This window comes from Mesorhizobium sp. BAC0120 (genome assembly GCF_033542235.1).
GTDB lineage: Bacteria > Pseudomonadota > Alphaproteobacteria > Rhizobiales > Rhizobiaceae > JAWRCU01.
Genome location: NZ_JAWRCU010000001.1, coordinates 165,242 through 189,103 on the forward strand (window position 1 = coordinate 165,242; position 23,862 = coordinate 189,103).

The window sequence follows — 23,862 nt, forward strand, 5'->3', positions numbered from 1 at the left end:
CGCATTCCCTCTAGCAGATCGCGCCTGGGGCGCGACCGGAGTGCGCGATGTCCTTGCCAGAGAAAGCTTTTCCCGTTTCGTGGGACCAGTTCCATCGCGACGCACGTGCGCTCGCTTGGCGCCTAGCCGGCTCGAGGAACGAATGGCGGGCCATTGTCTGCATCACGCGTGGCGGGCTGGTGCCGGCCGCCATCATTGCCCGCGAGCTTGGTGTCAGGGTAATCGAGACCGTGGCAGTCGCCTCCTATCACGACTACGCCAGCCAGGGTGAGCTGAAGGTACTGAAGGAAGTGGCACCATCGCTGGCCGAGAATGACGGCGAAGGCATCCTCATCGTCGATGACCTTACGGATACCGGCAAGACGGCAGCAATCGTCAGGGCGATGCTGCCGAAGGCGCATTTCGCGACCGTATATGCCAAACCGAAAGGCCGGCCCCTCGTCGATACTTTCGTCACCGAAGTATCTCAGGATACCTGGATCTACTTCCCTTGGGACATGGGCTTCACCTATCAGAAACCCATCGCCGACGATCACAAGGGCTGAACATCAGCGGCCGAAAACGGGGATCGCCGCTTCTTCTACCTTGGCGCTTTCAGCGAATCATCCATATAGGACATAACTAGCGAGGGCAGCCAACGCTTCAGGGACACTCGCAAACCAGCTGAAATCGGTCATGGACATCACCGCTGGCCATATCCTGGAAAGAGTTCGTGCTGGGTTCGGCGGTGGACCCTGCCGGTTGCAGGTGGCTGCCCTCCCCTGGCGCAGTTCCAAGGACGGCATGAAGGTGATGCTCGTCACAAGCCGTGACACCGGGCGCTGGCTGCTTCCGAAAGGCTGGCCCGCTCCTGGCGAGGACCTGTTCGAGGCGGCCGCACGCGAGGCCCGTGAAGAAGCGGGCCTGAAGGGCTCCATCTCCAAAAAGGAGGCGGGCCGCTATTTCTACGTGAAGTCGGTCGCAGGCGGCGCCGATATACGCTGCGAAGTGCTTGTCTATCCGCTCGAGGTCGACCGCGTCGCCAGCAAGTGGAAAGAAAAGGGCGAACGCAAGCGCAAGTGGCTGAGCCCCGCCAAGGCTGCGGAAATGGTCTCGGAAACGGAGGTCCGCAAGCTGATCCTCTCTTTCGCGGCCGATCTGCGTCAGGCCGCCTGATATCCAACGCACTGTGGGCAGCAAGGCCCTAGGGAAGATGCTTCCTGCCCCGCCGTCCGACTCACCTGTTGCCCTATTCCCCCACTGCTCTGCTGCCCTACCTCCGTCCCCACAATCCACAATCCTGACGCACAAGATGTTGGGGTCATAATCCCTTCAAAAAACGAATCCTTGACGGAGAAAAACGAGTCGCTTCTTATGATCGGCGTGCTCGCGTTTTGGGCACGGTCGGCGGCTCCAAACGTCGGCGTTACATTCCCGTTTTTCCAGCGTTTTGGTCGGTTGCAGCCCTTTTCGAGGGGCTCTCCGCGTGCGGAGCTTTTTGCCCACGACAAGGGGGCAAAATCTCTCGAAAAATAGCTGGAAAAAAAGTGTTATTAACCTATATTTAGTGTTTCGGACCGACCATAAACACTAAATACTGTGAGCGCCCTCAAAGCGAGGGAATCACGAGAAAAGTCGGGACAGGGGGCCGGCGGAATGCCGGAATCGCGCGGAGGCGCTGCTCTCTTGAGGAGAGAGGCGGACCGCGGATGAAGGCAGAGCCGTCGAGCTGAGCGCCGGCCGTTTTTGGGTCGGAAAATTTGGGGACGCGCCCTTGCAGGAATCGACGAGGAATTCCTGTGGAAAGGCGCTATATGTAGGGACCGGATTAAGACGATGCGCATCGAACGCCGTTTCACCAAGGAAGGTCAAAGCGCCTACGCGCAGATCGAGTTCCGTAAGGCGGTCTCGGAGATCAAGAACCCTGATGGCTCGGTTGTCTTCCGGCTCGACGACATCGACGTGCCGGCGCAGTTCTCGCAGGTTGCGGCCGATATCCTCGCCCAGAAATATTTCCGCAAAGCCGGCGTGCCGGCACATCTGAAGAAGGTAGAGGAGAACGACGTTCCCTCCTTCCTGTGGCGCTCCGTTGCTGACGAGGCCGAGCTCGCCAAGCTTCCCGAGGAAGATCGATACGGCTCCGAGCGCGATGCTCGCCAGGTCTTCGACCGGCTCGCCGGCACCTGGACCTATTGGGGCTGGAAGGGCGGGTACTTCGCTTCGGAAGGAGATGCCCTCGCCTTCCGCGACGAGCTCGCCTACATGCTCGCCACCCAGCGCGTGGCGCCCAACTCGCCGCAATGGTTCAACACCGGCCTTCACTGGGCCTATGGCATCGACGGCCCTGGCCAGGGCCATTATTACGTCGACCCTTTCACCGGCAAGCTGACGAAATCCAAGTCGGCCTACGAGCACCCGCAGCCGCATGCCTGCTTCATCCAGGGCGTGCAGGATGACCTCGTCAACGAGGGCGGCATCATGGATCTGTGGGTGCGCGAGGCGCGCCTCTTCAAATATGGGTCCGGCACCGGTTCCAACTTCTCCATGCTGCGCGGCGAGGGCGAAAAGCTCTCCGGCGGCGGCAAATCGTCGGGCCTGATGTCCTTCCTGAAGATCGGCGACCGTGCGGCGGGCGCCATCAAGTCCGGCGGCACGACGCGCCGTGCCGCCAAGATGGTGATCGTCGATGCCGACCATCCCGATATCGAGGCCTTCATCGACTGGAAGGTGAACGAGGAGCAGAAGGTCGCCTCGCTGGTCACCGGCTCCAAGATCGTCAAGAAGCATCTCAGCGAGATCATGAAGGCCTGCATCAACTGCCAAGGCCACGATGACGACTGCTTCGACCCGAGCCTCAATACGGCGCTGAAGCGCGCGATCAAGGCGGCCAAGAAGGATGCGGTGCCGGAGAACTACATCAAGCGCGTCATCCAGTTCGCCAGGCAGGGCTATAAGTCGATCGAGTTCAAGACCTACGACACCGACTGGGATTCGGAGGCCTATCTCACCGTCTCCGGCCAGAACTCCAACAATTCCGTCTCGCTCAAGGAAGACTTCCTGCGCGCCGTCGAGAATGACGAGGACTGGAAGCTGATCCGCCGTATCGACGGCAAGGTCGCCAGGACCATGAAGGCACGCGATCTCTGGGAAAAGATCGGCTACGCGGCCTGGGCATCGGCCGATCCGGGGCTGCACTTCAACACCACGATGAACGACTGGCACACTTCGCCGGCCGCAGGCCCGATCCGCGCCTCGAACCCGTGCTCGGAATACATGTTCCTCGACGACACGGCCTGCAACCTCGCCTCGATCAACCTGCTCGCCTACCGCAATGCGGACGGCTCGTTCGACATCGAACGCTATGAGCATTCGGTCAGGCTCTGGACCATCGTGCTCGAAATCTCCGTCATGATGGCGCAGTTCCCGTCGAAGGAGATCGCCAGGCTTTCCTACGAGTATCGCACGCTCGGCCTCGGCTACGCCAATATCGGCGGCCTCCTGATGACCTCCGGCATTCCTTACGACTCCAGGGAAGGCCGCGCGATCTGCGGCGCGCTCACCGCGATCATGACCGGCGTCGCATATGCGACCTCGGCCGAAATGGCCGCCGAGCTTGGCGCCTTCCCGGACTATCAGCGCAATGCCGAGCATATGCTGCGCGTCATCCGCAACCATCGCCGCGCCGCCCATGGCGAGACCGGGGGCTACGAGAAGCTGTCGGTTAACCCGGTGCCGCTCGAGGTGAAGGACTGCCCGTGGCCGGGCCTGACCGATCACGCGCGGCTCGCATGGGACCAGGCCCTCTTGCTCGGCGAGAAGCACGGCTACCGTAACGCGCAGGCAACCGTGATCGCGCCGACCGGCACGATCGGGCTGGTCATGGATTGCGACACCACCGGCATCGAGCCCGACTTCGCCCTGGTGAAGTTCAAGAAGCTCGCCGGCGGCGGCTACTTCAAGATCATCAACCGCGCCGTGCCCGAGGCGCTGCGCACGCTGGGCTATTCCGAGAGCCAGATCGCCGAGATCGAGGCCTATGCGGTCGGCCACGGCAACCTCAACCAGGCGCCGGCCGTCAACCCGTCGACGCTCAGGTCCAAGGGCTTCAGCGACGAGAAGATCGCCGTAGTCAATGCCGCGCTGAAGTCCGCCTTCGATATCAAGTTCGTCTTCAACCAGTGGACGCTGGGGGCGGACTGGGTGAAGACCGCGCTCGGCTTCAGCGACGAGCAGCTCTCCGACGTCTCCTTCGACATGCTTTCCGCCCTTGGTTTTTCGAAGAAGGAGATCGAGGCCGCTAACATCCATGTCTGCGGAGCGATGACGCTGGAAGGCGCGCCCTTCCTGAAGGCCGAACACTATCCGGTGTTCGACTGCGCCAACCCGTGCGGCAAGATCGGCAAGCGCTATCTCTCGGTCGAAAGCCACATTCGCATGCTTGCGGCGGCACAGCCCTTCATCTCGGGCGCCATCTCCAAGACCATCAACATGCCGAACGACGCGACGGTCGAGGACTGCAAGAACGCCTACATGCTCTCCTGGAAGCTGGCCCTGAAGGCCAACGCGCTCTACCGCGACGGCTCCAAGCTCTCGCAGCCCCTCAATGCCTCGCTGATTGCCGACGAGGATGAGGACGAGGAGGATGCAGTCGAGGCGCTCGCCGCCCAGCCTGCCGCGGCGCGTGCGGCGCAGGTTACGGAGCGGATCGTAGAGCGCATCGTCGAACGCGTAGTGCGCGACCGCGAGAAGCTGCCCAATCGCCGCCAGGGCTACACCCAGAAAGCTGTCATCGGGGGCCACAAGGTCTATGTGCGCACCGGCGAGTTCGGCGACGGGCGGCTCGGCGAGATATTCATCGACATGCACAAGGAGGGCGCGGCCTTCCGGGCGATGATGAACAACTTCGCCATCGCCATTTCGCTCGGCCTGCAATACGGCGTGCCGCTGGAAGAATATGTGGAGGCCTTCACCTTCACCAAGTTCGAGCCAGCCGGTGTGGTGATCGGCAACGATGCCATCAAGAACGCCACCTCGATCCTTGACTACATCTTTCGCGAGCTTGCCGTCTCCTATCTCGGCCGCCACGACCTCGCTCATGTCGACACGTCCGATTTCGGCAACACGGCGCTTGGCAAGGGCATCCAGGAGGGCAGGACCAATCTGCTCTCGACCGGCTGGACGCGCGGCTACAAGCCGAACCTAATCAGCAATACGGCAGAGCCCAAGGGTTTTGGCGGCGCGCCCCCCTCGGCCTCCCCTGCCCGCCCCGCAGGCTATTCAGGCTCGAACGTGCGCGCCATCTCGCAGGGCGCAACGGTGACGGCGCTGAAGCCGGCCTATGCCGGGCTGCAGGAGGAAACGACCGCCTTCCGCCGTGATTATGAGGAGCGCGCCAAGGAGCTGGCCGAGGAGATCCAGGACGAGAACCCGCCGGACCTGTTCGAAAGCGACGAGCCTTCGGAAGCCACTGCCCTCTTCTCCGACAAGGCGCAGGCCGATGCCTCTGCCGCGAAAGCCGAAGCCAAGAAGATCCAGGCCGCGCGCCGCAGCCAGGCAATGATGCAGGGCTACACCGGCAGCATGTGCTCGGAGTGCCAGAACTTCACCATGGTGAGGAACGGCACCTGCGAGAAGTGCGACACGTGCGGCGCGACCAGCGGGTGCTCGTGAGCCCCGACCCGCAGAAGAAAAAATGAATGTGACGTGACGATGTCTCTGTAGGTCTCTGTAGGCAGCATCTTGGCACTGACCCGACACGAGGTCGGTAACCAGCCAACCGGGACGATCAGTGAGTGATGTCAAAGGCCCGGCTGCGAGAGCATCCGGGCCTCTCGTTTTGGCGTTGCTGCTCATCACCTTCGTGCCTGCCATCTCGCTCTGGCTGCCCGAACAGATGGGACTGAGATAGGTAGCGTGAAACAGGCCCAGGCTGTTCGGCCGTGCAAATACAGACAGACTTGAGCGCGCGCTGCTCTAATTAAAGGCCGAGATCTTCGGTCTCCTGCCCTTCCAGGGCATCTCCTGTTCGAGCACGCGCGCCAGCGCCAGCAATGTGGCCTCGTCGCCATAGCGGCCGGCCGCCTGCACGCCGATCGGGATGCCGCTGGCCGAGAGACCGGCGGGAATCGAGATCGCCGGCTGCCCCGACATGTTGAACGGGAAAGTGAACACCGCATCCGTCCATTTTGCATTGTACCGATCGAGGTCGGGTTCCGACATGTCGTAATAGCCGACCGGGCGCGGCAGCTGCGTCAGCGTCGGCGCAAGGAAGACGTCGAAGGCGTCGAGGTCCATGGCAATCTCACGGCCGATCGTGCGCACAGCTTCGACATCGGAGATGTGCCGGATGCCGCTCGTCGCGCGGCCGCGCTCGATGATCGCCCAGGTCACCGGTTCGACGTCGTCCCTGGTCACCGGGCGGCCTACGATCGCCGAGAGCCACTCGAAGATCGCCGCAGTCTGCACACAGCTCATATGCGTGTAGGTCGCCCATGCCTTGCCGGCGTCGAACGACATATCGCGCTCTTCGACCGAGTGCCCAAGGCTTTCGAGCACCCGTGCCGTATGGAGCACGACCTCTCTGACCTCGGGATCGATCGGATATCCGCCCGGCGGCGTCACCGAGAAGGCGATGCGCAGCCGCTGCGGCGCACGCTCCGACAGCGCAAGCCAGCTCTCGGCCGGTCTCGGTGGCGTGTACGGATCTCCCGGCAGCGTGCCGGCTACCGAGTCAAGATAGGCGGCCATGTCACGCACCGTGCGGGTGTTTGCCAGGAAACTGGCGCAGCCGTGCCAGACGTCGGCGAGAGGCGCCAGGGTCACACGCCCGCGCGTCGGCTTCAGTCCGAGCACGCCGCAGCACGAGGCCGGCACCCGGATCGATCCGGCCGCGTCACTCGATTCGGCGACAGGGACCATGCCGGCCGATACTGCCGCGCAGGAGCCACCGCTCGAGCCGCCGGCCGTTACCGCTTCATTCCAGGGATTGACGGTGGCCCCATAGAGCTTTGGCTCGGTCGAGATGGACCAGCCGTTCTCCGGCGCGTTCGATTTGCCGACCAGCAGGAAGCCGGCCTTCTTGATACGCTTCACCACCTCGGCGTCGAAATCGGCGACAACGTCCTTCAGGTAGAAGGACGCGTTGGTGTTCGGCGCCCCCTTCCACGACGTCCCGAGCTCCTTGAGCAGGTAGGGGACGCCTGCGAACGGCGCGTCGAGATCGACCTCGGCGGCGGCCGCACGTCCCATGTCGTAGAGCTTGTGATTGACGGCGTTGAGCCTAGGGTTCAGTCGTTCGATCAGCGTGACCGCGGCCTCGACCAACTCGGCCGGCGACACGTCCTTCCGGCGCACCAGTTCGGCGAGCCCCAGCCCGTCTGACTCCGCGTAGATCCTGAGCAGGTTTTCGTCCATCCGGTGACCTCCCTCGACGGCGCATAAATGAGAGCCGCGTTGCGCGATCATTACTACATGATGTTTCTCTCCACTACGCCTGGAAACACCGAGTCGCAGACGGGCGGCTCCTGCAGCCGTGCAGCTTCGGTGGCCCCCGGCGAGGACCACCCTATGTTCAGATCCGCGTTGTGAAATAGCCCGTATCTGATTGCGATGCGCCCATCGCATGCTGAGTTCGGGCCTAGGAGCGGCGAGCAGCCGCGGAATGAGCAGGCTTCTAATGCGATACGAAAATGGGCACCGAGAATTGGTGCAGCAGCTCTCTCGTTACTCCGCCGAACAAGGTCTCGCGAAAACGAGAATGGCTATAGGCGCCTGCTACCAGTATGTCGGCATCCTCCATGGCGCGCGATGCAAACAACGCCTCCATTGCAGTGAGTTCGCCCGTATCGAACCATCGGTCGGATTCGGCGACAACGCCGTGGATGCGGAGGTGATCGCAAAGAAGATCGATATCCTCGATTCGTCCATCCGGACGGCCAAACGCAAACACGGTAATCTTTTTCATCTGGCGCAGAAGCGGAATGGCGTCATGAACCGCACGGGTGGCCTGGCTGCTCGGCGACCATGCGATGACGGCATTCTCGATCGGCCTCGGTTCCCATTGATGCGGCAGGACGATCATCGGCACCCCGGCTGAAACCAGAATGTCCTCCGGGACCGCGGGCAGCACCTTGCCATAGGAATCTGGATTGGGTTGCGTCGCTATGAGCAAATCCGAATAGTAGGCGTACAGGTTTCTCCAGCCTGTCGCTTCTCGATCGGCTATTCTGAACTGGGTCGCGACGCTGGCTCGGCGCGCCTTGTCGCGCAAGGACTCCTCCAGGGATTGTGCCCGAAACGCCCACTCCCCGTCGAAAGCTGACGGCGCGTTGACGTCAACGCCGGTTAGCCTAGCGCCATGTGCCTTTGCGATTGAGAGCGCGAAATCGAGGCGAGCTTCGTTATCACGAGAGCCGTCGAGGAAGACGATAATATCCTTGTAGCTCATAGCCAAGCCTCCACATTCGGATGGATTGAGTACGCCCGGCCGTTGGGAGACTGTTACCGTTCAGCTCGCGGCCACCAACGCTCGCTTATGATATTCCCCGCACTATACGTCCTTGATTTGCGTCAATCAGATTCGATGCGAGCGCAGTGCAACGGGTCGCCCCCCTGGAGCTGCTGCACTGGTGAATGCCTCAGCGCCGCTCACGAGGTCCGGACCGTCTCACCGTCGTCAGCGCGCTTTCAGAGACCAATCGCGGTGCCACGGGTCACCCCAGAAAATGGCGAGCCTCAGTGAGAGCAGTGCGAAGCGACCGTCGTTGTGCACGCAACAGCCGGCTGGCGTTCGGCGATGGAGCATCGCCGCGAACCCGTGACCCTTTCGATCGCCATTCAGGCGAAGATTTTTTTCGCGATTTGATCGTAGTCAATCAAGCAAGCTGCCAAGCGCGCTTTTATTGGATACTTGCTGCGCCGAGCTCAACCGAAATATGGCGATGGTCGCGTGGTGGGCGCCGCCCGCCGACAACAGGGACCACGGAGAGGCGAAGACACGCGGCAAGCGGGCGCGCTGTCCTCCGCTCCTGGCCTCCGGAGTTTTCCGAGGTGTCCGAGGTGAAGGAGGGAGGACAGCCGCGCCTGCCTGCGACATAGCCCTGAAGCGAACGCACCCACCTGGAAGTGCCTCAATTGTCAGACGACCCCGACCATGTTTTCTTCGAAACCGCTCCAGCTATGAGGCGAAGAAAGACGCCTAGACGGATTCGTTGAGCCACCGGCAGCATGAGCTTGGTCAGTCGACGACGAATTGTCCGCCTCGCCCTCGCCGAGCCCGGCAGCTTCGGAAGCTGCAGCGGATGCGCCGGTCGGAAGAGCAACGTGCTTGCCAGCGGCAGCGACCAGAGTCGACGATCTCATGCGAACGATATTAGCCAGCTCTTCATAGCGGATAATTCCCTCCATATAGGCACTCAGCACGTCGCGGGCGATCGACTCCAACTGTGTTCCCGCAAGGTCTGCATTGCAATTGCGCAGAACCGCGCCTCGCAGGAAGCTTACTTCCTCCGGCTGGTAGACGCCGTATCGGAACGCCGGATTGTGTCGCTTGAATTGCATTGTGCGTACCCACGCATTCTGGCGGAAATCATCATAGGACAAACAGGGCGTATTTGGATTTGACTTTGGTCAAAGGTGCTCTTGCGAGCACTGCGATAGGGGAAGGCGATCTGATCGAATTCCTCATCGCCAAGTTCAGCTCCCGGGCGGCTGCTTGCGTTCTCGGTTTCACGCCCACGCACGAAGTCCTGCATCGAAGCAATTGACCTGACGCGAACTGCCTCCCCCTCAGTTGGAGAAGAAGCGGTGCAGCTCGATCTCGCCCAGGAGTGAGCGTGTCACCCCGCCGAGCGCCCATTCGCGCAACCGGCTGTGGCCGTAGCCACCTGCCACCACAAGGTTGGCGCCGGTTTCGAGCGCCAGCTCGGCGACAACATCAGCAGCCTGCCAGCCACCGACATGCACCAGTTCGGAACGTGCGCTGACCCCATGCCTCATGAGAAAGCGCAGGACGTCCGCGACGCCGGCACGCGCTCCCGCCGGATCGCCATCACCGACCGCGACCACAAGCACATCTTTCGCCTGGGTCAGGAACGGGATCGCGTCCACCACTGCCCTGTGTGCTTCACGCGTGTCCTTCCAGGCTATGACGACGGTTTCGAGCCTGACTGGCGCGAGACCTTCGGCGTGCAGGAGAACTGGGCGACCCGCGGAAAGGATCAGGGCCCCGGGATCGATGGTGCCGCGCGAGCGGCTGGGCCGGTGCTCCGGCCTGCCCGCGACGATCAGATCGGCCGCCCGGGCGTGCAGCGCCAGCAATGTCGTGGGATTCCCGACGCGTCCGCGCCAGGATGCACGCTGATCGTCGTTGGTGACGGCTTGAAACTCCAATTCAAGGGCCTTCAAGCGCCCGTCGATGTGCTGGCTTTGTTGATGCAGTACCACACCGGCACCCACTGTATGTTCGCCGATGGGACCGACAGGGACCGCCTCAGCGGCCGCGAAAGCGATCATGTCGGCTTCGAACCGGCGGGCGAGATCCCACGCAAATTTGAGGCGCGGCGTAGCCTGCCTGTCAAGGTCGAGTTGAACCATTATCGTGTTGAAGGTCATTGTCTTGCTCCAGCCGGTTGCTGCCAGCGGTCGAGCGTCTTGAACGACCCTACAACGCCATCTCGGGCTCTGCCGACCGCTCTCTGGCGGGCTCGGGGATGGCGGTCATGGTCGCTTCGGTGAGAAGCAGCACACTTGCCACCGAAACGGCATTCTCGAGCGCGATCCGCACGACCTTGGTCGGATCGATGATTCCAGCCTCCACAAGATCGACATACTCCTTGCGGCCGGCATCGAAACCGAAATCGCCGCTGCCCTCGATCATCTTGGCGACGACAACTCCGCCATCGACCGCGGAGTTCTCTGCGATCTGGCGCACCGGGATCTCGAGCGCGCGTTTCAGTATCTGGACACCGGTTCTTTCATCGCCGTCACACTGCTTCTCCTCCTCGGAGACCGCTGGAATGCAGCGAAGCAAAGCCAACCCGCCGCCCGGCACGACGCCTTCCGCCACGGCGGCCTTGGTTGCGCTGATCGCGTCGTCAAGGGCTTCCTTCTTCGATTTCATTTCCGCTTCCGTCGGAGCACCGACCTTGATGACCGCGACGCCGCCGGCAAGCTTCGCCAGTCGCTCCTGAAGCTTCTCGCGATCGTAGTCGCTGGTCGTGCTGTCGATCTCACGGCGAATCTGATCAACACGCCCCTTGATTGCCTTGCTGTCGCCCGCACCTCCGACGATCGTCGTGGTGTCCTTGTCCACCACGACACGCTTGGCGCGGCCGAGCTGCTCGATCGTGACGTTCTCCAGCTTGATGCCGAGCTCCTCCGAAATCACCTGCGCGCCGGTGAGGACCGCGATGTCCTGCAGCATCGCCTTGCGCCGGTCGCCGAAGCCGGGCGCCTTGACGGCGCAGTTGCGGAACGTCCCGCGTATGTGGTTGACGATCAGAGTGGCCAACGCCTCTCCCTCGACCTCTTCGGCAATGACGAGCAACGGCGCGCCCGATTTGGCGACGCCCTCGAGAAGCTTGATGAGGTCGTTGAGCGTCGAGATCTTGCGGTCGACGATCAGCACGACGGCGTCCTCGAGGACGGCCTCCATCTTCTCGGAGTCGCTCACAAAGTATGGAGAAAGGAAGCCGCGGTCGAACTGCATGCCCTCGACGATCTCGAGCACCGTCTCGGTCGTTTTCGATTCCTCGACAGTGATGACGCCGTCGCCGCCGACCTTTTCCATGGCCGCGCCGACCAACTCTCCGATATGCGGGTCGTTATGGGCCGATATCGTTGCGACCTGCTCCTTTTCGCGCCGGGTCTTCACGGGACGGGAGATGCCCTTGAGGGTGTCGATGGCACGCCTTGTGGCACGATCGAGACCGCGCTTTATGTCGATCGCGCTCGCCCCTGCAACCACATTGCGCACGCCGTCCGCGAACATGGCATGCGCGAGGATCGTGGCGGTGCTGGTCCCGTCGCCCACCATGTCGCCTGTTTTCTCGGCTGCCTGGCGAAGCATCCGGGCGCCAAGGTTTTCCTCGGCATCCTCGAGGTCGAATTCCTTGGCGATGGTCACGCCATCGTTGCACACGATTGGCGCGCCCCATTTCCTTTCAATCAACACGGATTTCGAGCGGGGACCAAGGGTGACGCGTACGGCGTCAGCGAGTTGGGTTGCGCCGCGCAATATCTTCTCGCGCGCCTCTGCGCGGAAGAGGACCTGCTTGTGAGCCATGGCCGACCCCCTGAAAAGCACTTCGGGTCTCGATTGGCAGAATCGCAGGCCAGTTGCTTTGACACGGATCAAAGCCGGTAACGTTATGAGGCTTATATTTGAGATTGTTCTTCCTTTTTGAAGCGAGGATCAGTCATGCAGGCCGCAACGGGACCATCACAGACCACCTTTTCGCTTCTATCCTTCCCGCAGCTGGGAAACCTCCAGACGCTGGGCTTCGCCACTGCCCGCCTCCAGCTGCACGCGTTCAAAGCGGCAATGCGCTATAACATCGAGGGTTTGGCCTTCTTGCAGCATCGCTACGAGCAGGATGTGAAATTCGTCGACGATCTGGCTGCTTCCGACGAGTTCAAAGACGCGTTCGACGTCGTCACGGCATTCTTGCAGAACGCCGCTACGGAGTACGCGAACGAAGCCAGCAAACTGACATCGATCGGCTACAGGTTGGCGTCCGAGTCCGCCAGAAAGGTCCGTGAAGAAGCGGAGAGGGCGACCGCCGATATCGCAGTCGCATCTGTCGCCTGACAATTGCCGGAAGCATCGAGCTTTCCGGACGAGAGTACGAGCGTCCACACGATGGCTCACAAACCGTTGGAAAGGCGGCGGACAAATCGCCGGTCCTGCCTATGTTATTCAACCGTAGCACCGCGAACAGAAGAAGGATCGGGGCGGCTTGCTTATCGGCTATGTTCGTCACATCCGGTGCGCCGGCACTCGCCAAGACGATCGTTCCCGTTGACATCACCTATGTCGATCATGTCGATGAGGACGAGAATGCAAAAGCCTGTGAGATCGGGCTCGCTGCGCGCGATCCAAAGACGACGGAAGGAATTGGATTCACCGCCTTTGCCGCATATGACAGGCCCGGCAGGACATTTTTGTTCGGCTTCCTTCTGGGAGTCGGAAACCTCAGGCCCGGGCGAAAATATGAGCGCGCCGTAATCACGAGCGCAGCTTTTGCGTCACGGTCACAGCAATTCGATTCGCGCAAAACCCTGGATCAGCAGCCGAACGCGGACGGTACAATCTTGGTGGCGACCGTCGAGCCTACCGCGGCCCTCCAGTTTCTCAATGCCTTCCTTGCAGGGGGATTCGAAATTTCCTTTGCTCGCTCCAATCGCAAGAACGCGCGCCGGACCTATAGCATTCAGCCAGCGCCTTCAGCCCAGGTTCGCGAAAATTTCTTTGGATGCCTTGAAAAGCTGATGCCGGCGGAGACCACAGCGTCAGTCCAAACGTCAACGGGAAAAATAGAGGTGACAGATATTGAAAGACCCGGACTCAAACCCGGTGGCGATATCCCCCCTCTTCATTAGCAGCCGCCGCCATGCTGCTCACAACCACGCGAGCGCCGGCAGCTCTCCACTGAAACTTGCGATCCGCTAGAGCATTTTGCAGCCAAGTGGAATCACTTGGCGTTGCACAAATGCGGCAAAAATAAACAGATAGAGCGGCAGCCCGGATTTATCCGGGCGTCAGCCGCCCTAAAAGCGCCGCAGCTAATAATTTAATCTCAAGCGCCAAGCTGGCGCCGGTCGGCAGCTTGCGAGCGCTGGTGCGAAGCCGCTGCGAGCTCGCGTATCCGCCTCACCAGTTCCGAAGGTGGGGTGGCAGCGTCCAACCTTTCCCATGCGATGTCAGTGGCGACGCGCTGAAGCTGCCGCGACAGGATGTCCACGGTGGCGTCGGAAGCGCTGTGACGGCGCTCGCTGACGCGCTGCCATAGGACAGTCGGCTCCGCATGCAGCCAGACGCCGGTGAACGGCACGCCCGCTTCGGATGCGACGCTCTCGATCCGCGCACGGTTCAAAGGAATGTCGAACACGGCGTCGGCAACCACGGAGCCGCCTTCGGCCAGGATCAGTGAAGCCCGCCAAGCCATCTCCCGGTAAACTCTGGTCGAGACCTCGGGACGGTAAGCCTTCTCCGGCAGCCTGGTTTCCGGAGGAACGCCGTGCATGGCTTTGCGTATGCGATCCGACTCCACGATGCGCGCGCCGGGCGGCTGGCCGACATAAGCGGCAAGCGCCTCTGCAACGGTTGTCTTGCCCGACCCGCTCAACCCGCCGATCGCAATGAGGCAGGCGGGCCTCTCATCGAGCAGCATGCGCGCAAGATCGAAATAAGACTGTGCCTCGGCAGCGAGCCGAGAGGCTTCGGTGCCGCCGTCCTTGACCTGAACCGCGGTGACATGGGCACGCACTGCGGCGCGCACAGCCATGAAGAACGGCAACAGCATGAAACCGTCCTCATCGTCGGCTTCGTCGAGATAGCGGTTGGCGACAAGGTTGGCGAGTTCGGGAAAGCCGCGATGCCACAGATCCATCAGCAGGAAAGCGAGGTCGTAGAGCACATCCACCGTGGCAATCTGGTCGTTGAACTCGATGCAGTCGAACAGAACGGGATCACCATCGAACATGCAGATGTTGCGCAGATGCAGGTCGCCATGGCAGCGGCGAACCCTGCCGGCGGCCTCGCGCCGGTCAAGGAGGTCCGCATGCCGTGAGAGCGCATGGCGGAAGGCGCAATTGAACGGAATCACCTCCTCCTCTGCGAACAGTCCGCCCGCGGCGAAGCCGGCCTCGTTCACATCGAGCACTGACGCCATGTTGGCGGACCCGCTTGAAATATGCAGCATCGGCGCACCGCTGTGGAAGCGCACGACCATGCGCGTCACCTCGGTCATGAGCGCCGGTGTGAGCCTGCTGGAAAGAGCCATGCGATCGAGCAGGTCCGATTGGTCGAACCGCACCATCTCGACGGCCGCATCGACCATCTCGCCCTTGCCATCGAAGCAGAGCTGCCCATCGGCTTCCCGGGTAATAAGACGCGTGCCGAGATAGAGTGCCGGAGCGGTCCGCGAATTGAGCTCGACCTCCTTCAGACAGGCAGCAAGGCGAATCTCAGGCGTCGAGAAATCGGCATAGGCATAGTGGACGGCGCGCTTCATCTTGAAAGCACGATTTCCGACCAGGAAGACATGCGAGATATGGGTCTCGATATGCTCGACCGGCACGTTCGACCCGTACGAAGCGGCATCGGCCATGAAGGCGACGACTTCCTGCTGGGGTCCGGGCGTCATCTTTGCTGTCATCTCCCCTGCTCAATAGTGGAGCTCGCAGGGTCGTTCCCCTCGCCGCAACAAAGACCTTCACTCTCGGGACTCCCGAACCGAAGGTCAGCGAAGCAGGAACTCGCAGACTTTTCGGAGCTGGATGCCAAAGCGCTAGCGCTGCAGGGATTGCACATATCCGGCGAGCTCGTGAATGCGCTCGGTAGTGACGATCTCGCCACCGGCGGGCCCGTAGAGCTGTTTATCGTCCTCGAGGAACTGGCGGCCCCACACCGGCATCTCGCGCTCACCATGACTCGGCACCGCATAGCGCCCGTCGATCACCGCGAACATCCGCGCATATGGAAAAGTGCCCCCGTTGCGCTTGCTGATGCTGGTCAGATCGGCGGGGCGCTTGACGAGCAAGTCGCTCAAGGGTCCGTCACCCTTGCCCTCCACGCCGTGACAAACCGCACAGGAGTTCAGATATTCGGCTTCGCCATAGCTCATCCGCTCTCCGGCGGCCGCATGGGTGGCGAATTCGAGGAGCAATATGGCTGCCAACTGCTTCATAGCGACACCCGATCGAGCCCAACAGAAGCCAGCTTGTAGCCGATGCCGTGGCCGCGCCTTGATCGGGATCAATGGTCGAGCGCCAGGAGAGCTTTTTGATCCAACGCAATGAAAACCCCACCCCTGTGCCCATGCTGCGGCAAAGCTTCGTCGCGACAAGATCAAGGAGAAGACACAATGGTCATCAAGACACTCCTGGCGGTCACCGGGCCAGGGCTCGGCAAAGCCGATCTGAGGATCGCAGCACATCTTTGCGAGCAGATAGAAGCGCATCTCTCGGTCCTCGTCGTCGCGCTCGCCGCACCGCCTCCGATCGGCGAGTATGCGGCGACGGTATCCGACATCTGGCTCGAGCAGCGGCAGGAGAACATGAAGGAGCTGGAGAAAAGGACCGCTGCCGTCTCCGAGTTCCTCGCAGCGACCACTATTTCCACCGATCTCTCCAGCGAATATCAGGAGACCTCCTCGGCGGACGATGCCATTGGGCGGCGGGCCCGCTATGCCGACCTTACCGTGATAGGCCCGGAACTGCTTTCGAGGGACACGCTGAAGGAAAAGGCGATTGAAGGCGCGCTATTTTCGTCTGGCAAGCCGATCCTCCTCGTCCCCGACGGCACGAAGCCGACCTTGAGGCCGAAGCGTATCATGGTCGCCTGGGATTCCCGTCTGGAAGCCTCCCGTGCCGTTCGTGAATCGCTTGATCTGCTTGTGGGCGCCGAGGATGTCCGGATCGCTCTCGTCGATCCGGTGGAGAGCGAGACGGGGCATGGAGCCGAGCCCGGCGCCGACATCGCCGCCTATCTTGCCCGGCACGGCGTCAAAGTGACCGTCGATCGATTGCCGAGCCAAGGCCGTTCGGTCGCCTCGACGCTTCGAGAGCATGCGGCGGACACGGCGGCGGAGCTCATGGTGATGGGCGCATATGGCCATTCGAGACTGCGCGAGCGCATCTTCGGCGGGACGACGAGGTCGATGCTGGACAGCCCGACAATCCCGGTGCTGATGGCTCGCTAGCTTCGATCACACGCGGGCCGGTGCTCGGCCTTGGTCAGCTCGGCGCCGGATTTTTTCGATCACTTCGTCACCTCAGAGGACGTCGCGCTGGAAGCGCTTCAAACGGTTGCGCCTGGCTTTCCGCCTGCTTGCCGACAAAGCCGCGCAACTACACCAAGCGTCGGTGCTCACATCAACGCTTTCAGTGCACGTCTCAGCGGACAAGCACAGGAAAAAACCGTTTGCATATTTGCAAAATTGAGATAGCCTCCCTCAAGCTCGGCAGGCGACCGGGCGGGAGGAAGCATGGCGATCGAAATCCGCGGGCTCGCTTGGGATCATAGGCGCTGCTGGGGGCCGCTGGACGCCAGCGTCACTCCCTATCGGGCGGCCAATCCCGACATCCGGATCACCTGGGACCGCCGCAGCCTTTACGAGTTTGGCGAGGGCCGGATCGAAGATGTGGTTCGTCAATACGACCTCGTTATCTTCGATCATCCCTTCATCGGTGACATTGCTTCCGCTGGGCTGATGGTGCCCTTCGATCGATATCTTTCCGAAGCCGATCGCCGACGCTTTGAGGCCGACAGCGTCGGCGCCTCATGGCGCTCCTATCAGGCGCTCGGAAGGCAATGGGCATTGCCGATCGATGCGGCGGCGCAAGTCGCCGCCTATCGCCCCGACCTTCTTCTCCCCTATGCCGAGCAGCTCCCCACGACCGAGAAAGAGGTCAAGGAGCTAGGTCGGCGCCTGCGCCGCGACGGGAAATGGATCGGACTGCCGCTTGTGCCCACCGACGCAATGTGCCTCGTGGTCAGCCTTGCTGCCGGGGGCGGCGAGCCGATCGGCACAGGCGGCGGCTTCCTGCCGTGCCAGAGCATCGAACGGATCATCGCTACCTTGCGCGAATTTGCCGAGCTTGCGCATCCCAAGTCGCGCGAGTGGAACCCGATCCGCTGCTATGACCACATGATCGCCAATGACGACGTGGTCTATGTTCCCTACGCCTTCGGCTATGTGAATTATGCCTCGCGGCAAGAGGCGCCGCTGCTTGCTTTCGGCGATATACCGGCGACCCCTCCCAGCGGCGCGCTTCTCGGAGGCGCCGGCATCGGCGTCAGCGCCTTCTCGGCCAATCCGGACGCCGCCGCCGCCTACGCGCTGTTCCTCTGCTCGGAAGAATACCAGCGCACCGACTATCTCGCGCATGGCGGCCAGCCCGGATCGCGCGCCGCCTGGACCGATGCCGCGGCAAACGAGCTGACGCGCGGCTTTTTCCGCGACACGCTCGCCACCCTCAGCCAGTCCTATCTCAGGCCAACTCACCCCGGTTTCGTGGATTTCTTCCGAAGCGCAACTCACCAGGTTGTCGCCGCGATCGATGGCGAGATCGCGCCAGCCGCGCTCGCCGATTGGCTCGACCGGCGCTACCTGCAGTCGTTGGAGAAAGCGCGGCCGGAGCGGAGCGCTGTATGAGCAGCTTCGATCCCAGGCCCGCCAATGACGACGCCGCAGATACGGAGGTCGTGCGTCGCGACTATAAGGTACCAGCCGCAGAGAAAGCGCTCGACATACTCGAATACATGGCGGGCCTGCACGAGGACGTGACGCAGACGGAGATCTCGGCGGCGCTCGGCCGGTCGATCCATGAGGTCTACCGCATCATCCAGCTGCTCGAAGGGCGCGGCTATCTCGTCCGCACAAAGTCCGATCGATACCGGCTCTCGCTGAAGCTGTTCGAACTTGCGCATATGCACCCGCCGGTCAACCGGTTGGTCGACGTGGCGCTGCCGCTCATGCGCTCGCTCGCCGCTCGCATCGACCAGAGCTGCCATCTCGTGGTACTGCGCGGCTCGACCGTGCTCATCGTGCTGCAGGTCGATTCACCGCTTCCCATGCGCTACTCCGTGGCGCTCGGCTCGCATTTCCCGATCCTCGAGACGAGCTCGGGCGCGGTGCTGCTCGCTTTCCTGCCGCCGGACGAGCGGTCCGCATTGATCGATCAGCTGGTCGCCGCGGGCGAAGCCGAAATGGAGCGCTCCGAGGTCGAGGCCCGTATGGCCGATATCCTTGCGAACGGCTACGAGATGCGCGCTTCGCTCGCCGTCGAAGGCTGCACCAACATCGCCATGCCGATCCGCGACCATACGGGCGCGACGATCGCGGCGCTCACTGTTCCATACCTGCCGCAGAAGCAGGCCCGGCTCCATCGCCAGGCTGTGCTCCAGGAAGCACGCGCGGCAGCGGGCGAAATCTCGCGTGGGCTCGGCGCTGCCGAGCACCAAACGAGAAACGGTGCCGTCCCGCCGGAAACGGCGGAAGGGCTCCTGAGGGAGCCGCGGCACATAAATCCGGGCATCAACCAGGACCCTGGTCGCCAGGGTCGGAAAGGGAGGAAGACATGATGAAGCTTTTGAAGACGACCCTCGTCGCATCGGTGGCGCTCGGCGCGCTCGCCGGCGCCGCTTCGGCCGAGAACATGCCGAAGAAGATCGGCTATGTCGTCAACTACGCCACGCACGAATGGTACCAGAACGTCATCAAGGGCATGAAGGACCGCGCCAAGCAGCTCGGCATCGAGGTCGAGGTCAAGGACGCCAATCTCGACGTTGCCAAGCAGGTCTCCGCGGCCGAAGACTTCATGGCGCAAGGCGTGGACGTGCTCATCATCACGCCCGTCAACGAGGAAGGTGTCGTTCCGTTGGTGCGGCGCGCCAAGGCCGAGAAGATGCCGCTCGTTCTTGAAGGCAACCCGGTGAAGGGCATGACGACCATGGTCGCGATCTGCGACTACGACACCGGCTACGACGCCGGCGTCGCGGCTGGCAAATACGCCAAGGAGCATCTCGACGGCAAGGCCAAGGTGATGAATGTCGGCCTGCCGCTGCTGTCGGCCACGGTGCTGCGCTCGCAGGGCTTCATGGACGGCATCAAGACGGAGATCCCTGACGCCACCATGGTCCACGACCTCGATGGCGGCGGCAATCCGGATCGCGCCCTCGAAGTATCCTCGGCGGCGCTGGCGCAGAATGCCGACATCAACATCATCTATGGCATCAACGACAGCTCCTCGCTCGGCGGGCTGCAGGCCTGGAAGGCTGCCGGCAAGTCGCAGGACGGTCTGCTGGTGGTCGGCACCGGTGGCGAAGGGCTTGCCTTCATCAACGCCATGCAGCACGAGCCGTCTTACAAGATCGAGGCGGCGATGTTCCCCGAGAAGGAGGGGTTCACGGCGATCGACGCGGCCGTGAAGGTGTTCAACGGCGAGTCGGTGCCGGAGCATATTGTCAGCCCGACTGCTCCCATGCTCGGCGATGAGTGGCAGAAATACTATTCGGTCGAAGGCACGACGCGCACTATCAAGTGGGATGCGGTAAACGCTATTCAGCCGCCCGCGAAATGCATGAAGACGGCAGCCGACCTGAAGAAGTAAGGCCCACGACCGATAGCTTGCCGGGGCGTGATGTCGCCCCGGCGCATTTGTTCGGACCGAGCCATGACGAGCGAAACCATACCCACGACTCGCAAACCCGGAGCCGCATTCGGCCTGCTTGCGGACAGAAGCCAGATCGTGCTGATCGGCATTCTGGTCCTGCTCTGCATTGCCATCTCGATCGCCGCACCGCAGTTCTATTCCGGAGCCAATGTCATCGCGATCCTGCGCCAATGCGCGCTGGTGTTGATCGTCGCGGCAGGCATGACCATGCTTCTGATCGCCGGCGAGGTGGACCTGTCGGTTGGCGCTTCGCTCGCCTTCGTCGGCTGCGTCGGCATGGACGTGACGAACCGCACCGGCAGCCTCGCGCTCGGATCGCTCGCCGCAATCGCTTTTGCCGGCGTCGTCGGCCTTTTCAATGGTCTCGTCGTTACCCGGCTCAAGGTGAACTCGCTGATCGCCACCATCGCGACCATGATGATCCTGCAGGGTGGCGTGTTCCTCTACACGCGAGAGGCCGTGCAGAACCGTCATCACATCCCGGCCTTCACCGATCTCGGCGCCGGCTATGTCGGGCCGCTTCCGGTGCCGGTTATCATCGCCGCGATCGTCTTTCTCATTGCCTTCGTGACACTGCGCTATACGACATTCGGCCGCTATCTCTATGCGGTCGGCGCCAACGAGAAGGCAGCGCGGCTGTCCGGCCTTCGCGCCGAGCGGCTGAAGCTGATCGCCTTCGTCATCACCGGGCTGCTTGTCGGCGTCGCCGGGCTGATCCTCGCCTCGCTCATGAATGCCGGCCAGCCGACTGCGGGGCGCGGCTTCGAGCTCACGGTGATTGCTGCCGTCATTCTCGGCGGCACCAGTCTTTCGGGCGGCCGCGGCACGCTCGTCGGCACCCTTCTCGGCGTTCTCGTTCTGAAGATCGTCGACAACGGCATCATTATCCTGAGGTGGAACCAGGACCTGCAGATGGTCGTGCCCGGCATCGTCATCATTCTCGCGACCTGGCTCGATATTGTCAGGAGACGCAGCGATGCACGCTGAGCCCGCTCAGGACATGACCGCGATAGCCGGCCCCGCGCCGGCGCTGGAAATGCATGGCATCGGCAAGCGCTTCCCGGGCGTTGTCGCGCTCGAGGGAGTCGATCTGACGCTTGCCCGCGGCAAGGTTCATGCCCTGATGGGCGAGAACGGTGCCGGCAAGTCCACCCTGATCAAGATCATGGCGGGCGTCTATGGCAAGGATGCCGGGACCATTCGCATCGGCGGCCAGGAGGTCGAGCTGCGCACGCCGCGCGACGCGCTCGCGCAAGGCATCAAGGTTGTATTCCAGGAGATCGCGCTGATCTCCGAATTCACCGTCGCCGAGAACATCTTTCTCGAGCGCCATCCGGTCGGCCGCGCCGGCTCAATCGACTGGAAGCGGATCCGGGCCGAGTCCGCGTCGCTCTTCAAGCGCATCGGCTTCGATGTCGATCCCGCTGCCCGCACGGGCAACCTTCCCGTTAGCCAGCAGCAGATGGTTGAGATCGCGCGTGCTCTCGCGCATGAGGCCCGCATCGTCGTCATGGACGAGCCGACATCGTCGCTGACGCCCAACGAGGTCGCGCTGCTTTTCAAGGTCATACGCCGGCTGACCGAACTCGGCATTGCCGTCGTATACGTCACGCACAAGCTCGACGAAGTATTTGAGATCGCCGACGAGGTGACCGTGCTGCGCGACGGCCGCCATATCTCGACCAAGCCGATCGGCGAGCACACGCATGACAGCCTGATCCAGGATATGATCGGACGCCGGATCGAGAACCTCTTTCCGCGTTCGCGCGGCCACGCCCAAGGTGACGTCGCGCTCTCGGTGAGCAATCTCTCGACCGACGTCAAGCTTAGGGATGTCTCCTTCGAGGTGCGCGCCGGGGAAGTGCTCGGCTTCTTCGGGTTGATGGGCGCCGGCCGCACCGAACTTGCCAAGGCGATTGTCGGCTTCGACCCAATACGATCCGGCGCGATCGAGATCGGCGGCAAGCCGCTGAAGCCGCACGACACGCGCACCGGTGTCGCGCTGGGCATAGGCCTGCTCACCGAAGACAGGAAGGGCGAAGGACTGATGCTGGAGCTTCCGGTCCGGCAAAATATGAGCCTCGCCGCGCTCGCCGGCTTCAGCCGCGCCGGATTTGTGGACGAAGGTCGCGAGAAGGAAGCCGTGCAGGGCTATGTCGACCGCTTCCGCATTCGGACTCCGTCGCTTTCCCAGCTGATCAAAAACCTTTCGGGCGGCAACCAGCAGAAGGTGCTGCTTGCCCGCTGGCTGATGCGCGGGCTGAAGGTGATCGTCGTCGATGAGCCGACGCGCGGCATCGATGTCGGCGCGAAGTCGGAGATATTCGCGCTGCTCGACCGGCTCGCGTCCGAAGGCCTTGCCGTCGTCATGATGACCTCCGAGATGCCCGAGCTGCTCGGCTTGTCCGACCGAATTGTCGTCATGGCGGGGGGGCGCATCACCGCCACCTTCGACCGCGACGAGGCAACACAGGAGAAGATCCTCAATGCCGCAATCGCTTGATGCCGCCGGGGCAGTCCCGGCACCCTCACCAGCGGCCGCCATCCTGCGGACGCTGTTTCGCCGCAACGAGATCGCGCTGCTGATCTCGCTCATCGTCGTCATTGCCTTCTTCGCGGCGGCTTCCGACACGTTCTTCACCGTACGCAATCTCACCAACGTGCTCGGTCAGTCCGCGCTCGCGATGACGGCGGGGATCGGCGTCGCCATCGTCTTCATTTCGGGTGAGGTCGACGTCTCCATCGGTTCGCTTGTCGCGGCGGTCGCGATCCCGCTGATCGTGATCATGAACCATACGGAGTCGCTGGCGCTCGGCATCGCCGGGGCCCTCGCGCTTGGCCTCGTCGTCGGCATGGTGAACGGCTATCTCGCCGCCTATCTCGGCATCAACTCGCTGATCGTCACTCTCGGCACGCTCTTCATCCTGCGCGGCGGCGTCTACCTCTACACGGGCCAGACGGCGATCCCCGACGATGCGATGCTGGAAAGCTTCTTCCAGATCGGCAACGGACGACTCTTTGGCATCCCCTACCCTGCTCTGATCGCCGTGTTTCTGCTCTTCGTCTTCGCCTACCTGATGCGCCATCGGCCATTCGGGCGCCAGATCTATGCGGTTGGCGGCAACCCCGAAGTGGCGCGGCTCGCCGGCTACAATGTCAAGCGCGTCAAGTTCGTCTGCTTCATAATCAGCGCCCTGCTCGCCACCGTCGCCGGCATCATGCTTGCCTCGCGGCTGGGCTCCGCTGTGCATGTCGCCGGCCTCGGCTTCGAGTTCCAGGTCGTGGCGGCGGTGGTGCTCGGCGGCGTCAGCCTCTCCGGAGGCGTCGGCAGCCTGTTCGGCATGGCGCTCGGCGTGTTGACTCTGTCATTTCTTTCGAACGGTCTCGGCATGCTGAACCTCGCTACCGAGTGGCAGCTCGTGATCACCGGGGGCATCATCATCGCGGCGGTCGCGTTCGACGAGTTCAAGCGCAGCAGGCTTTAGA

Annotated in this window: 19 protein-coding genes; 12 read left to right on the top strand and 7 right to left on the bottom strand. The window is 62.4% G+C overall.

The annotated features are described in order from the left end of the window. Positions 1-47: 47 nt before the first annotated feature. From gpt to SAZ10_RS00780, 3 genes are all read left to right on the top strand, one after another. Positions 48-545: a xanthine phosphoribosyltransferase gene (gene gpt, locus SAZ10_RS00770; protein ID WP_318607251.1), complete on the top strand. Its 498-nt coding sequence runs from the start codon at positions 48-50 to the stop codon at positions 543-545. Between the two features lie 130 nt (positions 546-675). Next, entirely contained in the window at positions 676-1,155 is a 480-nt protein-coding gene (locus SAZ10_RS00775) for an NUDIX hydrolase (RefSeq protein WP_318607252.1), read from the top strand. Positions 1,156-1,815: 660 nt separating this feature from the next. After that, positions 1,816-5,649: a vitamin B12-dependent ribonucleotide reductase gene (locus SAZ10_RS00780; protein ID WP_318607253.1), complete on the top strand. Its 3,834-nt coding sequence runs from the start codon at positions 1,816-1,818 to the stop codon at positions 5,647-5,649. A gap of 303 nt (positions 5,650-5,952) precedes the next feature. Here SAZ10_RS00780 and SAZ10_RS00785 read toward each other — a convergent pair whose 3' ends face one another. The 5 genes from SAZ10_RS00785 to groL all read right to left on the bottom strand — a co-directional run bounded on the left by SAZ10_RS00785 (position 5,953) and on the right by groL (position 12,262). After that, positions 5,953-7,392 carry an amidase gene (locus SAZ10_RS00785; RefSeq protein WP_318607254.1) on the bottom strand — a complete coding sequence of 480 codons (1,440 nt, stop codon included), beginning with the start codon at positions 7,390-7,392 and terminating at the stop codon, positions 5,953-5,955. 259 nt (positions 7,393-7,651) lie between these two features. After that, the gene (locus SAZ10_RS00790; RefSeq protein WP_318607255.1) at positions 7,652-8,425 is read right to left on the bottom strand and encodes a universal stress protein; all 774 of its coding nucleotides are present in this window, start codon (positions 8,423-8,425) and stop codon (positions 7,652-7,654) included. A 689-nt stretch (positions 8,426-9,114) separates the two neighbouring features. Next, positions 9,115-9,537 carry a hypothetical protein gene (locus SAZ10_RS00795; RefSeq protein ID WP_318607256.1) on the bottom strand — a complete coding sequence of 141 codons (423 nt, stop codon included), beginning with the start codon at positions 9,535-9,537 and terminating at the stop codon, positions 9,115-9,117. Positions 9,538-9,765: 228 nt separating this feature from the next. Beyond that, on the bottom strand, positions 9,766-10,590 hold the full coding sequence (locus SAZ10_RS00800; protein WP_318607257.1) for a universal stress protein: 825 nt from the start codon (positions 10,588-10,590) through the stop codon (positions 9,766-9,768). Between the two features lie 49 nt (positions 10,591-10,639). Then, on the bottom strand, positions 10,640-12,262 hold the full coding sequence (gene groL, locus SAZ10_RS00805; RefSeq protein WP_318607258.1) for a chaperonin GroEL: 1,623 nt from the start codon (positions 12,260-12,262) through the stop codon (positions 10,640-10,642). Positions 12,263-12,397: 135 nt separating this feature from the next. Between groL and SAZ10_RS00810 the strand changes: the two genes are divergently transcribed. Next, positions 12,398-12,787 (top strand): phasin family protein, encoded by a 390-nt coding sequence (locus tag SAZ10_RS00810; protein ID WP_318607259.1) that lies wholly within the window; start codon positions 12,398-12,400, stop codon positions 12,785-12,787. A 161-nt stretch (positions 12,788-12,948) separates the two neighbouring features. After that, positions 12,949-13,578, top strand: a complete 630-nt coding sequence (locus SAZ10_RS00815; protein ID WP_318607260.1) for a hypothetical protein — start codon at positions 12,949-12,951, stop codon at positions 13,576-13,578. Positions 13,579-13,775: 197 nt separating this feature from the next. Here the strand turns inward: SAZ10_RS00815 and SAZ10_RS00820 are convergent, their stop codons facing one another. Both SAZ10_RS00820 and SAZ10_RS00825 read right to left on the bottom strand, forming a co-directional pair. Then, positions 13,776-15,344, bottom strand: coding sequence for an AAA family ATPase (locus tag SAZ10_RS00820; protein ID WP_412535132.1), 1,569 nt, complete (start codon positions 15,342-15,344; stop codon positions 13,776-13,778). 144 nt (positions 15,345-15,488) lie between these two features. Next, positions 15,489-15,887 carry a c-type cytochrome gene (locus SAZ10_RS00825; protein ID WP_318607261.1) on the bottom strand — a complete coding sequence of 133 codons (399 nt, stop codon included), beginning with the start codon at positions 15,885-15,887 and terminating at the stop codon, positions 15,489-15,491. Positions 15,888-16,064: 177 nt separating this feature from the next. Here SAZ10_RS00825 and SAZ10_RS00830 point away from each other — a divergent pair, with 177 nt between their 5' ends. From SAZ10_RS00830 to SAZ10_RS00860, 7 genes are all read left to right on the top strand, one after another. Then, positions 16,065-16,901 (top strand): universal stress protein, encoded by an 837-nt coding sequence (locus SAZ10_RS00830; RefSeq protein WP_318607262.1) that lies wholly within the window; start codon positions 16,065-16,067, stop codon positions 16,899-16,901. A 285-nt stretch (positions 16,902-17,186) separates the two neighbouring features. Then, positions 17,187-18,356: an extracellular solute-binding protein gene (locus SAZ10_RS00835; RefSeq protein WP_318607263.1), complete on the top strand. Its 1,170-nt coding sequence runs from the start codon at positions 17,187-17,189 to the stop codon at positions 18,354-18,356. Beyond that, positions 18,353-19,285, top strand: coding sequence for an IclR family transcriptional regulator (locus SAZ10_RS00840; RefSeq protein WP_318607264.1), 933 nt, complete (start codon positions 18,353-18,355; stop codon positions 19,283-19,285). Before SAZ10_RS00835 ends, SAZ10_RS00840 begins: the two co-directional genes overlap by 4 nt. After that, entirely contained in the window at positions 19,282-20,313 is a 1,032-nt protein-coding gene (locus tag SAZ10_RS00845) for a sugar ABC transporter substrate-binding protein (RefSeq protein ID WP_318607265.1), read from the top strand. Before SAZ10_RS00840 ends, SAZ10_RS00845 begins: the two co-directional genes overlap by 4 nt. Positions 20,314-20,376: 63 nt before the next feature. Beyond that, the gene (locus tag SAZ10_RS00850; protein ID WP_318607266.1) at positions 20,377-21,363 is read left to right on the top strand and encodes an ABC transporter permease; all 987 of its coding nucleotides are present in this window, start codon (positions 20,377-20,379) and stop codon (positions 21,361-21,363) included. Then, positions 21,353-22,879 carry a sugar ABC transporter ATP-binding protein gene (locus SAZ10_RS00855; protein ID WP_318607267.1) on the top strand — a complete coding sequence of 509 codons (1,527 nt, stop codon included), beginning with the start codon at positions 21,353-21,355 and terminating at the stop codon, positions 22,877-22,879. Before SAZ10_RS00850 ends, SAZ10_RS00855 begins: the two co-directional genes overlap by 11 nt. After that, positions 22,863-23,861 (top strand): ABC transporter permease, encoded by a 999-nt coding sequence (locus SAZ10_RS00860; protein WP_318607268.1) that lies wholly within the window; start codon positions 22,863-22,865, stop codon positions 23,859-23,861. The genes SAZ10_RS00855 and SAZ10_RS00860 overlap by 17 nt, the downstream gene beginning before the upstream one ends. The last annotated feature ends 1 nt before the right edge of the window (position 23,862 follow it).